The organism is Streptomyces sp. NPDC005962 (assembly GCF_040629205.1).
Taxonomy (GTDB): Bacteria; Actinomycetota; Actinomycetes; order Streptomycetales; family Streptomycetaceae; genus Streptomyces.
Map to the genome: position 1 here is coordinate 312486 of NZ_JBEXVE010000008.1, position 17615 is coordinate 330100.

Here is a 17615-nt window from a genome sequence, read left to right on the forward strand (position 1 = left end):
CGAATCCCGATCCTTCTCGCCCCACCGTACCGCCTCCGGCTGCGCCCGTGCGGGGAGCAATGTCGTGTTCACTCAGGGCTGCAAACATCAAAATTCGTCGCGTTGTTCCGTATCCTGTGCCCCCGCTGTCGCGATCAATTCGCTGAACAGCAGCTTGACCGCGGCGCGGACGCTCTGTGCGCGGATTCCGGCCCGGTCCCCCGCCAGCCGCAGGGCCGCTGCCGCCGGGCTGTCCGAGGGCCCGGCGACGGCCACGTGGACCGTGCCGACGGGCTGTCCGTCCTGGGGTGTGGGACCCGCCACACCGGTGGTCGCCACGCCCCAGTCGGCGCCCAGTGCGCGCCGTACGCCCCTGGCCATCTGCCGGGCGACCTCCGCGTCCACCGCCCCGCGCTCGGCCAGCAGGGCGCCGTCCACGCCCAGCAGGTCGCGCTTGAGGTCGGTGGCGTACGCGGTCACCGAGCCGCGGAAGGCCTGGGAGGCGCCGTCCACGGCGGTCAGCTCGGCGGCCACCAGACCGCCGGTCAGGGACTCGGCGACGGCCACGGTCTGCCCGCGCCGCCGCAGCAGCGCCAGCACCTCGGCCGCTCCGGCTTCCGACGCCTTGGCGCCCGCCGCCGTCCCGTCGCCGCTCATCGGGCCGGTTCCTGCCCGGGCTCCTCCTCCGCCACGCCGCTCTCCACCGCACGACCGGCCCGGCGCAGCACGATGGCCTGCCGTACGTAGTCGAGGCCGGTGAGGACGGTCAGGGCGACGGCCACGGCCATCACCCAGAACCGCAGCGTGGCCAGCGGCCCGGTGAGCACGAGGATGTACATCCCCACGGCCACGCCCTGGGCGAGGGTCTTCATCTTCCCGCCACGGCTGGCCGGGATGACCCCGATCCGGATCACCCAGAACCGCATCAGGGTGATCCCCAGTTCACGCAGGAGGATCACGCCCGTCACCCACCACGGCAGATCGCCGAGGGCCGACAGACAGATCAGCGCCGCCCCCATGATCGCCTTGTCGGCGATGGGGTCCGCGATCTTGCCGAAGTCGGTGACCAGGTTGTACCGGCGGGCCAGATGCCCGTCGAACAGGTCGGTGATCATGGCGATGGCGAAGGCGGCCCAGGCGTAGGCCCGCCAGGCCGGGTCGTAACCGCCGTTGTGGAGCATCAACAAAACCAACCCGGGCACCAGGACCAGGCGCGCCATGGTGAGGATGTTGGCGATGTTCCACAATCCGGCGGGCCGGGCGGCCGCGGCGGCCCGGTGGTGGCTCCCCGCGGCGGAGGCCGGGACGCCTGTCATCTGGCAGCCTCCTCGGTACACACGCCGCCGCCCCGCTGCTCCAGCGGTTCCAGCGGCTCCGCGACGAGGTCCACTCCCTCCGCCGCGATCACCTTCGCTTCGACCATACGTCCGGCGGCGGGCCGGGCCGATGTGCGCAGCTGCGTCTGCCCGTCGGTCTCGGGAGCCTGGTGGGCGGCCCGGCCCAGCACGGCACCGGTGTCGTCGATCTCGTCCACCAGCACCGTGACGGTCTCGCCGAGCCGCTCGTCGGCCCGCTGGGCGGTCAGCTCCTCCGCGAGCCGCGAGATGTGCTCCAGCCGGTCCGCGACCTCGTCCGGGTCGACCTTGTCCTCGTAGCCCGCGGCCTCGGTGCCGTCCTCGTCCGAGTACCCGAAGACGCCGATCGCGTCGAGCCGCGCCTCGGTGATGAAACGCTCCAGCTCGGCGACGTCGTCCTCGGTCTCGCCGGGGAATCCGACGATGAAGTTCGAGCGGGCGCCTGCCTGCGGCGCCTTGCCTCTGATCTGTTCCAGCAGATCCAGGAAGCGGTCGGTGTCGCCGAAGCGGCGCATCCGGCGCAGCACCCCGGGCGAGGAATGCTGGAAGGACAGGTCGAAGTAGGGGGCGACCTTCTCGGTGGAGGTCAGCACGTCGATCAGCCCGGGGCGCATCTCGGCGGGCTGGAGGTAGCTGACCCTGATCCGCTCGATGCCGTCCACCGCGGCCAGCTCGGGCAGCAGTGTCTCCAGCAGCCGGATGTCACCCAGGTCCTTGCCGTAGGAGGTGTTGTTCTCGGAGACCAGCATGATCTCCTTCACGCCCTGCTCGGCCAGCCACCGGGTCTCGCCCAGCACATCGGAGGGGCGGCGGGAGATGAACGAGCCGCGGAAGGACGGGATGGCGCAGAAGGAGCACCGGCGGTCGCATCCGGAGGCCAGCTTCACGGAGGCGACGGGGCTGTTCCCGAGTCTGCGGCGCAGCGGGGCGCGCGGGCCGGAGGCCGGGGCGACACCGGCGGGCAGGTCCTCGGGCGGGGTGTCCTGGGCGTGGCCGGGCAGCGCCACGGCGGAGCTGTCCTGCCGCTCGGCGGGGCTGATCGGCAGCAGTTTGCGCCGGTCGCGCGGGGTGTGGGAGGCGTGGATTCCGCCGGAGAGGATGGTCTGCAGGCGGCCGGAGATGTCGGTGTAGTCGTCGAAGCCGAGCACCCCGTCGGCCTCGGGCAGCGCCTCGGCCAGATCCTTGCCGTACCGCTCGGCCATGCAGCCGACGGCCACGACCGCCTTGGTGCGGCCGTGGTCCTTCAGATCGTTCGCCTCCAGCAGGGCGTCGACCGAGTCCTTCTTGGCGGCCTCGACGAAGCCGCAGGTGTTGACGACGGCGACGTCGGCATCGGCGGCTTGCTCGACGAGCTCCCAACCGTCCGCCGCCAAGCGGCCTGCGAGCTCCTCCGAGTCCACCTCGTTACGGGCGCAGCCAAGAGTGACAAGGGCGACAGTGCGGCGTTCGGGCATGGGCTCAGACTACTTTGTCGCAGCCCCGCCCTCCGCTGGCAGGTCTCCCACCCCGCCGCCGGGCTGGTCAGCCCGCTTCGGGATCGCCCTTGGTGTAGCTCAGGCGCTGAACCGAGCCGCTGTCGCTCAGGTTCTTCACTTCCTTGCCGTTCACGAAGAGCTTGATCGCCCCGGCATTGCCCAGCACCAGGTCGATGCGCTTGCTGTCGCTGAAGGTCTTGGACTGGCCCTTGCGCAGCACACCCTCTTCCATCAGCCGCCCGTTGTGGTCCTGCGCGGAGACCCAGCTCTGGCCGTCTTCGGCGGTCAGCTTGACGGTGACCTTGTCCGCGGGAACGCCCGCGATGGCGCTCTCGGACGGCTCGGGCTTGCGCTCGCCGGGCTTGCTGGGGTGGGCGCTGGGGCTGCTGGAGGCGGACGCGGACGGCTTGGCCGAGCCGGTCTCCTCGGCGACCGAGGAGCCGTCGCTCTTGTCGTTGCCACTGAAAAGCGTGAAGCCGACGAATCCGACGACGGCGACGATCGCGGCGACCATCGCGGCCGTCCAGTTCGGCCTGCGGGGTTCGGGACGGATGCGTTCGGCGTCGAACAGCGGCGCCGCCGGGGTCGGCTCGGGCCGGCCGCCGTGCTCGGCGTCGAATTGGTTGATCAAGGCCTCCGGGTCGAGCCGGACGGCGCGCGCGAGCACACGAATGTGCCCCCGGGCGTACACATCCCCGCCGCAGCGGGAGAAGTCGTCCTGCTCGATCCCCTGCACTATGGGGACGCGCACCCGGGTGACGGAACTGACCTCGTCGACGGTCAGCCCCGCGGCGATGCGGGCCTGCTGGAGGGCGCGACCGACGGAAGGCCGGTCTTCTTCGGGGGAGTTACCGTCTTCGGGAGCGTTGCCGATGGACACGGGGGCGCCTTTCGAGCGTGAGCCACCTGCTGGAGGTTCAGTCTAGGGGTGGGGCGAAAGGGTCGGGCAAGCGGGAGGACGGAGTTTGTCCGCCATCGGGATTGTCCTGTTACCAAGGTCCTGGGACGTCACTCCGCCACCTCCCTCAACTTGACGTCTCGGCAGGGGAAACGGTTGCCCGCCATACCCTTATGAGTGAGCCTTACCGCGGATCACCGCGATCACGCCATCCAATTCATCCGGCTTGACGAGCACATCACGCGCCTTGGACCCCTCGCTCGGCCCGACGACCCCCCGCGACTCCATGAGATCCATCAGCCGACCCGCCTTGGCGAAGCCCACCCGCAGCTTGCGCTGGAGCATCGACGTCGACCCGAACTGTGTGGAAACCACCAGCTCAGCGGCCTGACAGAGCAGATCGAGATCATCGCCGATCTCCTCGTCGATCTCCTTCTTCTGCGCCGTCCCGACGGTGACGTCCTCCCGGAAGACCGGCGCCATCTGCTCCTTGCAGTGCGCGACGATCGCCTGGACCTCGGCCTCGGTGATGAACGCGCCCTGCATCCGGACCGGCTTGTTCGCACCCATCGGCAGGAACAGCCCGTCGCCCTTGCCGATCAGCTTCTCGGCGCCCGGCTGGTCCAGGATGACCCGGCTGTCGGCCAGCGAGGAGGTGGCGAACGCGAGCCGCGAGGGGACGTTCGCCTTGATCAGACCGGTGACGACGTCCACGGACGGCCGCTGGGTGGCCAGCACCAGGTGGATGCCCGCCGCCCGGGCCAGCTGGGTGATCCGCACGATCGAGTCCTCGACGTCCCGCGGCGCGACCATCATCAGGTCCGCCAGCTCGTCGACGATCACCAGCAGATACGGATACGGCTTGAGTTCCCGCTCGCTGCCCTCGGGCTGCTTGATCTTTCCGGAGCGCACCGCCGCGTTGAAGTCGTCGATGTGGCGGTAGCCGAACGCGGCGAGGTCGTCGTACCGGAGATCCATTTCGCGGACGACCCACTGGAGGGCCTCGGCCGCGCGCTTGGGGTTGGTGATGATCGGTGTGATCAGATGCGGAATTCCCTCGTACGCGGTCAGCTCCACGCGCTTGGGGTCGACCAGCACCATCCGCACGTCGTCCGGGGTCGCGCGCACCATGACCGAAGTGATCAGGCAGTTGATGCACGACGACTTTCCGGAACCGGTCGCACCGGCCACCAGCACATGCGGCATCGAGGCCAGGTTGTGCGCCACATAGCCGCCCTCGACGTCCTTGCCGAGCCCGACGACCATCGGGTGCTTCTCGCCCATCGAGTCGGTCGAGCGCAGCACGTCCCCGAGGTTGACCATCTCGCGGTCGCTGTTGGGGATTTCGATGCCGACCGCCGACTTGCCGGGGATCGGGCTGATGATCCGCACATCGGGGCTGGCGACGGCGTAGGCGATGTTCTTGGTCAGCGCCGTGATCCGCTCGACCTTGACGGCCGGGCCCAGCTCGACCTCGTAGCGGGTGACCGTCGGGCCGCGAGTGAAGCCGGTGACCGCGGCGTCCACCTTGAACTCCGAGAACACCTTCGACAGCGACTCCACCACGGCGTCGTTGGCGGCGCTGCGGGTCTTGCCGGGGCCGCCGCGCTCCAGGAGGTCGAACGAGGGCAGTGAATAGGTGATGTCACCGGAGAGCTGCAGCTGCTCGGCGCGCGGCGGCAGCGCTTCGCCCGGCTCGGCGGCGATCCGGGTGCGGTCGGGAACCTCGGCCCGCTCCACCGCGGCGGACTCGTCCCCCCGGCCCTTCTTGCCCTTGCCGGGCGCCGCCTTGCCGGAGTCGCGCGTGCCCGGCACCCCACCGGTGCCGGTTTCGTCGTCGCGCTCGCCCGAGATGCCGCTGCTGAGCCCGGCGACGAGCGGGGAGGGCTGGACGCCGTGCAGCACCGCGCCGTCCAGCGAGGCGGCCGCGGCGGCCGCCACGTCCACGGCGTCCATGGGGCGATCCAGCGGAGGCTCTCCGGACGACTGCCGGCGCGAGCGCCGGCGCTTGCGCAGAGCCTCCTCCTCGGCCTGCTCGGCGTCGCCCGCGTCGTCCGGGCGCCCCTTGTCCAGCGAGGTCCTGCTAGGCCGCCTGGCGGGCTTCTCGCGCCACTCGTCGGCGTACTCGTCGGCACCGTCGGTGTGATCCGTCTGATCGGCGTACGCCGACTCCTCGTCCCGCACCAGGCCGAGCCGGATGCCCAGCGACCGCAGCCGCTGCGGAATCGCGGCAACCGGGGTCGCGGTGACGACCAGCAGCCCGAAGACGGTGAGCAGCACCAGCAGCGGTACGGCCAGCACATCGCCCATCGCGTAGATCAGCGGCCGGGAGACGGCCCAGCCGATCAGCCCGCCCGCGTCCTGGATCGCCGCGTCGCCCTGGCCGCGCCCGGGGGCGCCGCAGGCGATGTGGACCTGTCCGAGGACGCCGATCACCAGCGCGGACAGGCCGATGACGATCCGCCCGTTGGCCTCGGGGCGTTCGGGGTGGAGGAACAGCCGCCCGGCGATGGCGCCCAGGAGTATCGGCACCACCAGATCCAGGCGGCCGAAGGCGCCGGTGACGAGCATCTCGACCAGATCGCCCACCGGCCCCTGGAGGCTGGACCAGGTACCGGCCGCGACGATCAGGGCCAGGGCGAGCAGCAGCAGCGCGCTGCCGTCCTTGCGATGAGCCGGGTCGAGCCCCTTCGCGCCGCGCCCTATGGAACGGAACATCGCCGCGACGGCGCGCGCGAGGCCCATCCAGACGGCGCGCGCGGCGCGGTAGACACCGCTGGTGGGGCTGGGCGCGGGAGGCGGCGGGGCTTTGGCGGCCGCCTTCTTCCTCGGGGCCGCCTTCTTCGCGGGCGCGGTGGACTTCTTGGCGGGCGCCTTCTTCGCGGGCGCCTTCTTCACAGCGCCTCCGGACTGCCCGGCGCGCTTCTTCGGGGTGCCCGCCGTGCTCTGGGAACCCTTGCCGGACGTACGAGAGGCCATGGGTGCGAGATTACCCGCGTCCGCCGTACGGAGCACGTATGCCATGGGCATCCGGCGCCGCTGAGGTCACACCCGTGCCGCATCCGGACGCGACACCGGCCGGACGGTGAAGGAAGAGTGACAGGACGTCAACGGCCCGGTGGCCACGCGGTGGTGCGGTGCCAGGCGTCGGAGCCCGGCATGCCCGGCAAGACACCAGCTAGTTCTGCGAGGGGACCTGGCCCGCTCCGCTGCCCGCGCCGGGCTCCAGCGCGTCCAGGGCCCGGCGCAGACCGGTGAGCTTGCGCTCCAGATGGGCGGCGGTGGCCACCGCCGCCGCGTCGGCCGACTCGTCCAGCTGCTTGGACAGCGCCTCGGCCTGCTCCTCCACGGCGGCGAGCCGGGCGGACAGCTCGGCCAGCAGCCCGGCCGACTCCTTGTCACCGGCGGCCGGCTGACCGCCCTCCAACTGGAGCCGCAGCAGGGAGGCCTGCTCCCGCAGCTGGCAGTTCTTCATGTACAGATCGACGAAGACCGAGACCTTCGCTCTGAGCACCCAGGGGTCGAAGGGTTTGGAGATGTAGTCGACCGCGCCCGCCGCGTATCCGCGGAAGGTGTGGTGCGGGCCGTGGTTGATCGCGGTGAGGAAGATGATCGGGATGTCCCGGGTCCGCTCCCGCCGCTTGATGTGCGCCGCGGTCTCGAAACCGTCCATGCCCGGCATCTGGACGTCCAGCAGGATCACCGCGAAGTCGTCTGTCAGCAGCGCCTTGAGCGCTTCCTCCCCTGACGATGCCCGCACCAGGGTCTGATCGAGCGCGGAGAGAATGGCCTCCAGCGCCAGCAGATTCTCCGGCCGGTCATCGACCAGGAGGATCTTGGCCTTCTGCACCATGCCCCGTCCTCCTCGTCCCGGCTTGGGGTCTCCCCAGCTCGATGCGCTGGGGGAAGCACCGGGCGCCGCCCCAGGGAGCGACTCCCTTGCGTCGCCCGTCCTTGTGCCGGTCATGGTAGCCGCACCCCGCTGTTCGCCACACCCTGTCACCGCGATGTCACTGTGCACGTAGCAGAAACGCGGCGGGAGACCAGAAGGTTCCCCGATTCCCGCGTTCCCACACGTGTTCGGCGACAGTCAGTCAACACCACGATGGCGTCCAGTGTCCCATCGGACACTCCCCTGCCTTTCACCTGGTCACTCTTCCGACATCCACTGCTCCATCACCGTAAGGAGATGATCGGTGTCGACGGGCTTGGTGACATAGTCCGACGCACCCGCCTCGATGCTCTTCTCCCGGTCGCCCTTCATCGCCTTCGCGGTAAGCGCGATGATGGGCAGCCCGGCGAACTGCGGCATCCTGCGGATCGCCGCCGTCGTGGCGTAACCGTCCATCTCCGGCATCATGATGTCCATCAGGACGAGCACCACATCGTCGTGCTGCTCCAGGACTTCGATGCCCTCCCGGCCGTTCTCGGCGTAGAGCACCTGCAGACCGTGCTGTTCCAGCACGCTGGTGAGCGCGAAGACGTTGCGGATGTCGTCGTCGACGATGAGCACCTTCTCACCGTGGAAGCCGCCCACCGGCTCCGGGGCCACCAGATCCTGACCACCCAGCATCCACGGCTCGGACGCCTGCGGCTGCCGGCTGCCCGGACGGCCGCCGGTCCGGCCGCTGTCCCTGCGGATCTCCGGGAGCGCGGGCTGCGGCTCGGAAGCCTGTGAGGGCTCCTGCTCGGTCCGCTGACGCCGCCGGAAGAGCCCGGCGGCACCGCGGGTCCGCTGCGCCGTGGCGTCGGCGGTGACGTCGTGCTCGGGCGCCCGCTCCGCCGCGGTCCCGGGCTCGTCGTCCTCCACGCCCTCGGACGGGTTGTACGCCTCCAGCGCCGGCGGACCCGCACTGCCCGGTGTGAGCTGCGGGTAGCCCTGCGGCGGCAGTTCGCTGGGGTGCAGCGGCAGGTACAGGGTGAAGGTCGAGCCGCGGCCCGGCTCACTGGCCGCGTGGATCTCACCGCCGAGCAGCCGGGCGATCTCCCGGCTGATGGACAGGCCGAGTCCGGTGCCGCCGTACTTCCTGCTGGTGGTCCCGTCGGCCTGCTTGAACGCCTCGAAGATGACCCGCATCTTGCTCGCGGCGATGCCGATGCCGGTGTCCGTGACCGAGAAGGCGATCATGTCGCCCTCCGGGTCGCGCAACGCGCCGTGTTCCAGCAGCTGTTCCCGGATGGCGTTGGGCACATCCGCCCCGGCCGGCCGGATGACCAGCTCCACGGCGCCGCCGTCGGTGAACTTCACCGCGTTGGACAGCAGGTTGCGGAGCACCTGCAGCAGCCGCTGCTCATCGGTGTGCAGCGTCGCCGGAAGCTCCGGCGAGACCCGTACGGAGAAGTCGAGGCCCTTCTCGGCGGTCAGCGGCCGGAACGTCGCCTCCACGTAGTCGACGAGCTGGACCAGGGCGATCCGCGTCGGGCTGACGTCCATCTTGCCCGCCTCGACCTTCGACAGGTCGAGGATGTCGTTGATCAGCTGCAGCAGGTCCGAGCCGGCGCCGTGGATCGTCTCGGCGAACTCCACCTGCTTCGGCGACAGATTGCCCTCGGCGTTGTCCGCGAGCAGCTTGGCGAGGATCAGCAGCGAGTTGAGCGGCGTGCGCAGCTCGTGCGACATGTTCGCCAGGAACTCGCTCTTGTAGCGCATCGAGACCGCGAGCTGCTCGGCGCGCTCCTCCAGGACCTGCCGGGCCTCCTCGATCTCGGTGTTCTTGACCTCGATGTCGCGGTTCTGCCGGGCCAGCCGGTCGGACTTCTCCTCCAGCTCCGCGTTGGACGACTGGAGCGCCTTCTGCCGGTTCTCCAGCTCCGCCGACCGCTCCCGCAGCTGCTCGGTCAGCTCCTGCGACTGCTTGAGCAGCACCTCGGTCTTGGTGTTGACGCTGATGGTGTTGACGCTGGTGCCGATCATCTCGGCGATCTGGTTGAGGAAGTCCTTCTGGATCTGCGCGAAGGGCTGGAAGGAGGCCAGCTCGATCACGCCGAGCAGCTGCCCCTCGAAGAGCACCGGCAGCACGATCACATGGGCCGGGGCCGCCTCGCCGAGCCCCGAGGCGATCTTGAGGTAGCCCGGCGGCACGTTCTCCACCAGGATCGGGCGCTTCTCCTCGGCGACCGTGCCGATGAGCGTCTCACCGGGCCGGAAGGACGTGGGCATCGAGCCGATGGCGTAGCCGTACGAGCCGATCAGACGCAGCTCGTAGCCCTCCTCGGCAGTGCTGTCCGCGACCACCTCGGTGCCTTCGCCGACCGGGACGGCCAGGAAGAACGCGCCGTGCTGGGCGGAGACCACCGGGGTCAGCTCGCTCATGATCAGCCGGGCGACGTCCTCCAGGTCGCGGCGGCCCTGCATCAGACCGGAGATCCGGGCGAGGTTGCCCTTCAGCCAGTCCTGCTCCTTGTTGGCGAGCGTGGTCTCGCGCAGGTTGGCGATCATGGTGTTGATGTGGTCCTGGAGGACCTGGATCTCGCCGGAGGCGTCCACGTCGATCTTGAGATTGAGGTCGCCACGGGTCACCGCGGTGGCGACCTCGGCGATGGCGCGCACCTGACGGGTCAGGTTCCCGGCCATCTCGTTCACCGACTCGGTGAGGTCCTTCCAGGTACCGGCCACGTCCCGCACCCGGGCCTGGCCGCCCAACTGCCCCTCGGTACCCACCTCGCGGGCCACCCGGGTCACCTGATCGGCGAACGACGACAGCTGGTCCACCATCGTGTTGATCGTGGTCTTGAGTTCGAGGATCTCGCCCCGCGCCTCGATGTCGATCTTCTTGGTCAGGTCGCCCTGGGCGATCGCCGTGGTGACCATCGCGATGTTGCGCACCTGTCCGGTCAGGTTGGACGCCATCGAGTTCACGGACTCGGTGAGGTCCTTCCACGTCCCCGACACGCCCGGCACCCGCGCCTGGCCGCCGAGGATGCCGTCCGTGCCCACCTCGCGCGCCACACGGGTGACCTCGTCCGCGAACGAGGACAGCGTCGTCACCATCGTGTTGACGGTGTCGGCCAGCGCCGCGACCTCGCCGCGCGCCTCGACCGTCACCTTCTTCGTCAGATCGCCGTTGGCGACCGCGGCCGAGACCTGCGAGATGTTGCGCACCTGGATGGTCAGGTTATTGGCCATCAGGTTCACGTTGTTGCTGAGGTCCTTCCAGATGCCGGTCACGCCCGGCACCCGCGCCTGACCGCCCAACTGCCCTTCCGTACCCACCTCACGGGCCACCCGGGTGACCTGCTCGGCGAACGAGGAGAGCTGGTCCACCATCGTGTTCACGGTGGTGACGAGCTCCAGGATCTCGCCCTTGGCGTCCACCGTGATCTTCTTCGACAGGTCGCCCTTGGCGACCGCCGTCGTCACCTCGGCGATGGAACGCACCTGGGACGTCAGGTTGTTGGCCATGCCGTTGACGGACTGGGTCAGGTCCTTCCAGGTGCCGGAGACGCCCTGCACCTCGGCCTGGCCGCCCAACTGGCCCTCGGTGCCCACCTCACGGGCGACCCGGGTGACCTCCTCCGCGAAGGACGACAGCTGGTCGACCATCGTGTTGAGGGTGTTCTTCAGCTCCAGGATCTCGCCCCGGGCGTCCACGTCGATCTTCTGCGACAGGTCACCGCGCGCCACCGCCGTGGCGACCTGCGCGATGTTACGGACCTGGGCGGTCAGGTTGCCCGCCATGCCGTTCACCGAGTCGGTCAGATCGCGCCAGACGCCCGCGACGCCGGGCACCTGGGCCTGACCGCCGAGGCGGCCGTCCGTACCCACCTCGCGGGCGACCCGGGTCACCTGTTCGGCGAAGTCGGACAGCTGATCGACCATCGTGTTGATGGTGTTCTTCAGCTCCAGGATCTCGCCCCGGGCATCGACGTCGATCTTCTGTGACAGATCACCGCGCGCCACCGCGGTGGTCACCTGAGCGATCCCGCGCACCTGAGCGGTCAGGTTGCCCGCCATCGAGTTGACGGAGTCCGTCAGGTCCTTCCAGGTGCCGCTGACGCCGTCCACCCGGGCCTGGCCGCCCAACCGCCCCTCGGTGCCCACGTCCCGCGCCATCCGGGTGACCTGATCGGCGAACGAGGAGAGCTGGTCCACCATGGTGTTCACGGTGTTCTTCAACTTGAGCATCTCGCCGGAGACATCGACGGTGACCTTCTGCGACAGATCGCCGTTCGCCACCGCCGTCGTCACCTGGGCGATGTTGCGCACCTGTCCGGTGAGGTTACGGAACGCCGTGTTCACCGAATCGGTGAGATCCTTCCACGTCCCCGCCACACCCGGTACCTGCGCCTGACCGCCCAGCTCGCCCTCGACGCCGATCTCCCGGGCCACCCGCGTCACTTCGACGCCGAACGACTGCAGCTGGTCCACCATCGTGTTGACGGTGTTCTTCAGCTCCAGCATCTCGCCGGCCACGTCCACGGTGACCTTCTGCGACAGATCACCGTTCGCCACCGCGGTCGTCACCTGCGCGATGTCCCGCACCTGCGCCGTCAGGTTACGGAAAGCGGTGTTCACCGAATCGGTGAGGTCCTTCCACGTGCCCGCCGCACCCGGCACCTGCGCCTGACCGCCCAGCAGCCCCTCGGCGCCGACCTCGCTGGCCACTCGCGTGACTTCATCCGCGAAGGTGCGCAGCGTCTCCGTCATCGTGTTGATCGTGTCGGCCAGCTGCGCGACCTCGCCGCGTGCGCTCACCGTCACCTTCTGCGACAGATCACCGTTGGCGACCGCCGTCGTGACCTGGGCGATCCCGCGCACCTGGGCGGTGAGGTTCCCCGCCATCAGATTGACGGAGTCGGTCAGGTCCTTCCAGACGCCCGCGACGCCCGGCACCTTCGCCTGGCCGCCGAGTTCACCCTCGGTGCCCACCTCACGGGCGACCCGCGTCACCTCGGCGGCGAACGAGGAGAGCTGGTCCACCATCGTGTTGACGGTTTCCTTCAGCTCGAGCATCTCCCCGGACACGTGAACCGTGACCTTCCGGGACAGATCACCCTTCGCCACCGCCGTCGTCACCAGGGCGATATCCCGCACCTGAGCCGTGAGCCGGGACGCCATCGTGTTGACGGACTCCGTGAGGTCCTTCCACGAACCCGACATACCGCGCACCCGGGCCTGGCCGCCCAGCTTGCCCTCGGTACCGACCTCACTGGCGACTCTCGTCACCTCGTCGGTGAACGCCGAGAGCTGATCCACCAGCCCGTTGACGGTGCGCCCCACCTTGAGGAACTCACCGCGCAGCGGATGCGCCGACCCGTCGGCGCCCTGGGCCCGCAGGTCCATGCGCTGTTCAAGGTCGCCCTCGGCGACCGCGGACAGCACGCGGCCCACCTCGGACACCGGCCGGACAAGATCGTCCACCAACGCGTTGGACGCGTCAATAGCCGCCGCCCACTGCCCCTCACAGGCGCCGGTCTCCAGCCGCTCCGTGAGCTTTCCCTCACGGCCGACCACTCGCCGCACCCGGGTCAGCTCGCCCGTGAGCTGCAGATTCCGGTCCGCGACCTCATTGAAGACCGCGGCGATTTCGGACATGACGCCCTCGCCCGAGACCGTCAGCCGCTTGCGGAAGTTGCCGTCCCGCATCGCCGTCATCGCGGTCAGCAGCCGGTTCAGGGCCGCTGTATCCACTTCGGTCGTCCCATTGCTCCGGGACCGTCCGCCTTTCGCGCGCGTATTCGTGCCCCGCGCCGCTGCGCCAGACTCCACCGTGTCCCTCCCGCAGGGTTGACCATCCTCGTCGGGTTCTTCTTCCAGCTTGCCCAGTGTTTCACCATGGCCCAACCAGGCCATAACAGTTCGGCAGCATCGCACACCGGCGCCAGCCCCCTCCGGGTGGAATCACGGCGGACCGGCATTCGCGGGGGCGGTTGAGGTAAGTAACCTGGCATCCGGCCAGGCATCGGAGGGGCACTGCGTTATGGGTGAGCAGTTCGCCGAGACACGTATGAGGAGATCTGTGATCACCGCGCGGGCAGCCGCCACCTTCGAGCCGGTGGGACGATCGGTCGCCGCCGCCCGCACCTTTGTCCGGGACACCCTGCAGGGCTGGGGCCTGACCGACATCGTGGACGACGCGGTCGTCCTCACCAGCGAACTCGTCACCAACGCCGTGGTGCACGCCGGTACCACCGCCGATGTCGTCTGCGTCCGCGCGGACACCGGCGTTCGCGTCGAGGTCGCCGACCGCTACCCCGAACGGGAAGTTCCGCTCCAGAGCAACGGCGGCCACCACTTCGGCAGCCCTGATCGCGAAGGCGGCCGTGGTCTGCTACTGTGCGCCGCACTCGCCGCCCGCTGGGGTGTCGAGTACTCGGCCACCCACAAGCAGGTCTGGTTCCAGCTCGACTTCCCCGAGCGCCCGGCCGGCACCCGGGCGGCCGGTCCCGCTCTGCCCTCCAGCGCCCTGCCGATCGCCGACTCCCGGGTCCGGGTTGGAGTCGTCCAGGTCGACAACGACGGCGTCGTCAGCGCCTGGAACGACGACGCTCAGGAACTGTTCGGCTACAGCCCGGAGCAGATCGTCGGCAAGCCCCTGACCGACCTCGCCGCCTGGCCGCACACCCCCGGCACCAGCACCGGCGTCGCCGAGGCGCTCCGGCTCTCCCGCTGGGAGGGCTCGTACGGCATCCGCGGCGCCGACGGCCGGGTCTCCCCCGTCTACGCCTCCCACCTGCGCATCCGCGATACCGACGGCGATCCCTCCACCGTCTGTCTCCTGGTCCGCGACCTTGAGCGCGCCGTGCTGCAGAGCCCGATGCGCGGTGCCGCGGCCGACACCGCCGACTCCTCCGAGCGCGGTCCGGCCAGCGACGCCTTCGAGGTCTTCATCGGCTCACCCGCCCCCGACGACCTCGACGGGCTCCTCCAGCGCACCGTCGAACGCGCCCGTGACATGCTCGACGGGGACGCCGCCTATCTGCTGCTCGCCACCGACGACGAGACCGAGCTGGAGGTGCGCGCCTCCACCGGACTCCCCTCCGCCCGACAGCGGTTCGCCCGCGTCCCCGTCGAAGCGGGCACCGGACGCTACGGGTCGGCCCGGATGCCCGCCGTCCACGAGGATCTCTCCGCCGTGCCCGGCGCGGTGCCCCTGCTCGTCAACACCGGTATGCGCTCGGTCGTCACCGTCCCGCTCAAGGTCGAGGGCCGCCTCACCGGCTCGCTCGGTGTCGCCGCCGAGTCCGCCGGCCGCTACAGCAACGAGGAAGCGCTGCGGCTGCAGTTCGCCGCCGACCGTATCGCGCTCGCCGTCGAACGCGCCCGCCTCACCGAGCTGGAGCGGCTGCGCCGCGGCTCCCTCTCGTTCCTCGTCGAGGCGTCCGATCTCCTCGCGGGCACCCTCGACCGCGACCAGACTCTGGCGCTCATGGCACAGATGACGGTGCCCACCCTGGCCAGTTGGTGCGCCGTCTATACGGTCGCCGACCAGGCGTCCGACCCGGAGCTGTCGTACGTCCTGCATGAGGACGAGGACCGCATCGACGGGCTCAAGGCGCTGCTCACCAAGATCGACCCACCGGAGCAGGTGCCCACCGGGGGCGCCCGCGGCTGGACCGGCCCCTACGAGGCGGCCCACGCGGCCGCGCTGCGCACCTCGCTGCGCAGCCTCAGCCTCGGCGACTCCGCCCGGCCTTCCTCGGGGCCGGGCGCCTCGCTCGCGACCGCGTCCGCCGTCGGCGGCGAGACGGTCGTCCTGCCGCTGGTGGCCCGTAACCGCGTCATCGGCATGCTCACCCTCGGAAAGCCCACCGACGAGCACTTCCGCCAGGAGAACCTGGAGCTGGCCGAGGACCTCTCCCGCCGGGCCGCGCTCGCGCTCGACAACGCGCGGCTCTACTCGGAGCGCACCGCCATCAGCCAGTCCCTGCAGCGCAGTCTGCTGCCGCCGGAGCAGCCCGAGGTCCCCGGAGTCGAGGTCGAGGTCATCTACCGGGCCGCGGGCGAGGGCAACGAGGTCGGCGGCGACTTCTACGACCTCTTCCCGATCCGCGACGGCGCCTACGGCTTCGCCATCGGCGACGTCTGCGGCACCGGGCCGGAGGCCGCCGCGGTCACCGGCCTGGCCCGGCACGCGCTGCGGCTGCTCGCCCGCGAGGGCTTCGGCGGCCCGGCGGTCCTGGAGCGGCTCAACGCGGCGATCCTCGACGAGGGCGCCCGCAGCCGCTTCCTCACCCTCCTCTACGGGGAGCTGTGGCCGCAGCAGGACGGTGGCGCGGTGCTCAAGGTCGTCTGCGCGGGCCATCCGCTGCCGCTCCGGCTGCGCCAGGACGGCTCCATCGAGGCGGCGGCCGAACCGCAGCCCCTGCTCGGCGTCATGGACGACCTGGAGCTGTACGAGCAGACGGTGACCCTCGACCCCGGCGACGTCCTGCTGTGCGTCACCGACGGGGTGACCGAGCGGCGCGAAGGCACCCGGATGCTCGGCGACGACGGCCTGGTCGACGTGCTCACCACCTGCACCGGGCTCACCGCGGGAGCGGTGGCCGCCCGGGTGCTGCGCGCGGTCGAGCGTTTCGCGGCCGAGCCGCCGTCCGACGACATGGCGATCCTCGCGATGCGCGTCCCCGAGAAGCAGGACGCCTGACCGCCGCGGCCGGGGCACCCCACCGGTGCCCCGGCGCTGTGCGACACCACCGGCACTGTGACGGTTTTCAACATGACGAAGGCCCCCGCCAATTGGCGGGGGCCTTTCGCAGGAGAGCCCCAATACGGAATCGAACCGTAGACCTTCTCCTTACCATGGAGACGCTCTGCCGACTGAGCTATTGGGGCGCGGCAACGGGATAGATCATACCCGAACTCGAGTGCGCTCTCGACCACCTGCCCCATCGACCGCTCAGGCCGCTGACTGCAACAGGCCTCCCAGCGCATTGCAGGCCGAGACCACGCGCTGCAACTCCCGCCGGGACATTGCCGGGTCGACGGGGAGGGCGAGGCATTCATCGGCCGCCCGTTCCGTCTCCGCGAGCCACAGATCGCGCCGGAAGCGCGCTGTGCGGTGCGCCGGGGTCTGGATGGGTACGTGGCACACGACGCCGCGAGAACGCAGCGTACGGGCGAACGCGTCCCGGTCCGGGCGCCCATTGCCCGGCACCCTCACGACGTACTGCTGATACGTATGTTCCATGCCGGGCCTGGCCGCTGGGGTGACGACCCCGCGCAGCTTGCCGTTCAGATAGGCGGCGTTGGCCTGTCGGCGCAGAACCTCTCCCACCGGCTCGCCCACCGCGCCGTGCCCGACCACCAGCACACCATGCCGCTGTCCCAGCTCGGTGAGACGTGCCATGTCGGCCGGGTGCCCAAAGGTGTGTATGGCCACGATGGCCGCGGTCCGTGGCGTCAGCGCCGCGGCCACCGCGTCCGGGTGTATGCAGAAGGTCCGGGCGTCGATGTCCGCGAACACCGGCCGCGCGCCGGCGAGAAGCACCGCTTCCGCCGCCTCGGGTGTGCCGTAGGACGGCACGATCACCTCGTCGCCCGGCCGTACGCCCGACCGGGTCAGCTCACGCCACAGCTCATCCGTTGGAGTCCCCATGAACAGCATGTTGCCCACGCAACATGAACACCGAGTGGCCCGCAACACAACAAAAAGAGAGGCCTGTCGGGAACTAAAGTTCCGACAGGCCTCTCTCTAATATTTGTTCGGCGGCGTCCTACTCTCCCACAGGGTCCCCCCTGCAGTACCATCGGCGCTGAAAGGCTTAGCTTCCGGGTTCGGAATGTAACCGGGCGTTTCCCTAACGCAAAGACCACCGAAACACTATGAAACAAACAAACCGGATAACAACACAGTTCGTTATTTCAGAACCAACACAGTGGACGCGAGCAACTGAGGACAAGCCCTCGGCCTATTAGTACCAGTCAACTCCACCGGTCACCCGGCTTCCATATCTGGCCTATCAACC

Annotated in this window: 9 protein-coding genes, 1 tRNA gene and 1 rRNA gene; 1 reads left to right on the plus strand and 10 read right to left on the minus strand. The window is 69.7% G+C overall.

What is annotated here, in order from left to right; translation table 11 throughout:
• Positions 1–87: 87 nt before the first annotated feature.
• From ABZ370_RS16740 to ABZ370_RS16770, 7 genes are all read right to left on the minus strand, one after another.
• Complete coding sequence (locus ABZ370_RS16740; RefSeq protein ID WP_358620896.1) at positions 88–636, minus strand: CinA family protein; 549 nt, start codon at positions 634–636, stop codon at positions 88–90.
• Positions 633–1295, minus strand: a complete 663-nt coding sequence (pgsA, locus tag ABZ370_RS16745) for a CDP-diacylglycerol--glycerol-3-phosphate 3-phosphatidyltransferase (protein WP_358620898.1) — start codon at positions 1293–1295, stop codon at positions 633–635. Before pgsA ends, ABZ370_RS16740 begins: the two co-directional genes overlap by 4 nt.
• Positions 1292–2788, minus strand: a complete 1497-nt coding sequence (rimO, locus tag ABZ370_RS16750; protein ID WP_358620900.1) for a 30S ribosomal protein S12 methylthiotransferase RimO — start codon at positions 2786–2788, stop codon at positions 1292–1294. Before rimO ends, pgsA begins: the two co-directional genes overlap by 4 nt.
• A gap of 67 nt (positions 2789–2855) precedes the next feature.
• On the minus strand, positions 2856–3689 hold the full coding sequence (locus tag ABZ370_RS16755; RefSeq protein WP_358620903.1) for a helix-turn-helix domain-containing protein: 834 nt from the start codon (positions 3687–3689) through the stop codon (positions 2856–2858).
• 189 nt (positions 3690–3878) lie between these two features.
• Positions 3879–6686 (minus strand): DNA translocase FtsK, encoded by a 2808-nt coding sequence (locus ABZ370_RS16760; protein ID WP_358620905.1) that lies wholly within the window; start codon positions 6684–6686, stop codon positions 3879–3881.
• A 199-nt stretch (positions 6687–6885) separates the two neighbouring features.
• Positions 6886–7560 carry a response regulator gene (locus ABZ370_RS16765; protein ID WP_009714629.1) on the minus strand — a complete coding sequence of 225 codons (675 nt, stop codon included), beginning with the start codon at positions 7558–7560 and terminating at the stop codon, positions 6886–6888.
• Between the two features lie 297 nt (positions 7561–7857).
• Positions 7858–13416 (minus strand): HAMP domain-containing protein, encoded by a 5559-nt coding sequence (locus ABZ370_RS16770; RefSeq protein WP_358620909.1) that lies wholly within the window; start codon positions 13414–13416, stop codon positions 7858–7860.
• A gap of 250 nt (positions 13417–13666) precedes the next feature.
• On the opposite strand from ABZ370_RS16770, the gene ABZ370_RS16775 reads away from it, so the two are divergent.
• Positions 13667–16294: a SpoIIE family protein phosphatase gene (locus ABZ370_RS16775; RefSeq protein WP_358620912.1), complete on the plus strand. Its 2628-nt coding sequence runs from the start codon at positions 13667–13669 to the stop codon at positions 16292–16294.
• Positions 16295–16409: 115 nt separating this feature from the next.
• Here ABZ370_RS16775 and ABZ370_RS16780 read toward each other — a convergent pair.
• From ABZ370_RS16780 to rrf, 3 genes are all read right to left on the minus strand, one after another.
• Positions 16410–16482: transfer RNA gene (locus ABZ370_RS16780), tRNA-Thr, on the minus strand.
• A gap of 64 nt (positions 16483–16546) precedes the next feature.
• Positions 16547–17245: a DegT/DnrJ/EryC1/StrS family aminotransferase gene (locus ABZ370_RS16785; RefSeq protein ID WP_358620915.1), complete on the minus strand. Its 699-nt coding sequence runs from the start codon at positions 17243–17245 to the stop codon at positions 16547–16549.
• 105 nt (positions 17246–17350) lie between these two features.
• Positions 17351–17467, minus strand: a 5S ribosomal RNA gene (rrf, locus tag ABZ370_RS16790).
• Positions 17468–17615: the final 148 nt, after the last annotated feature.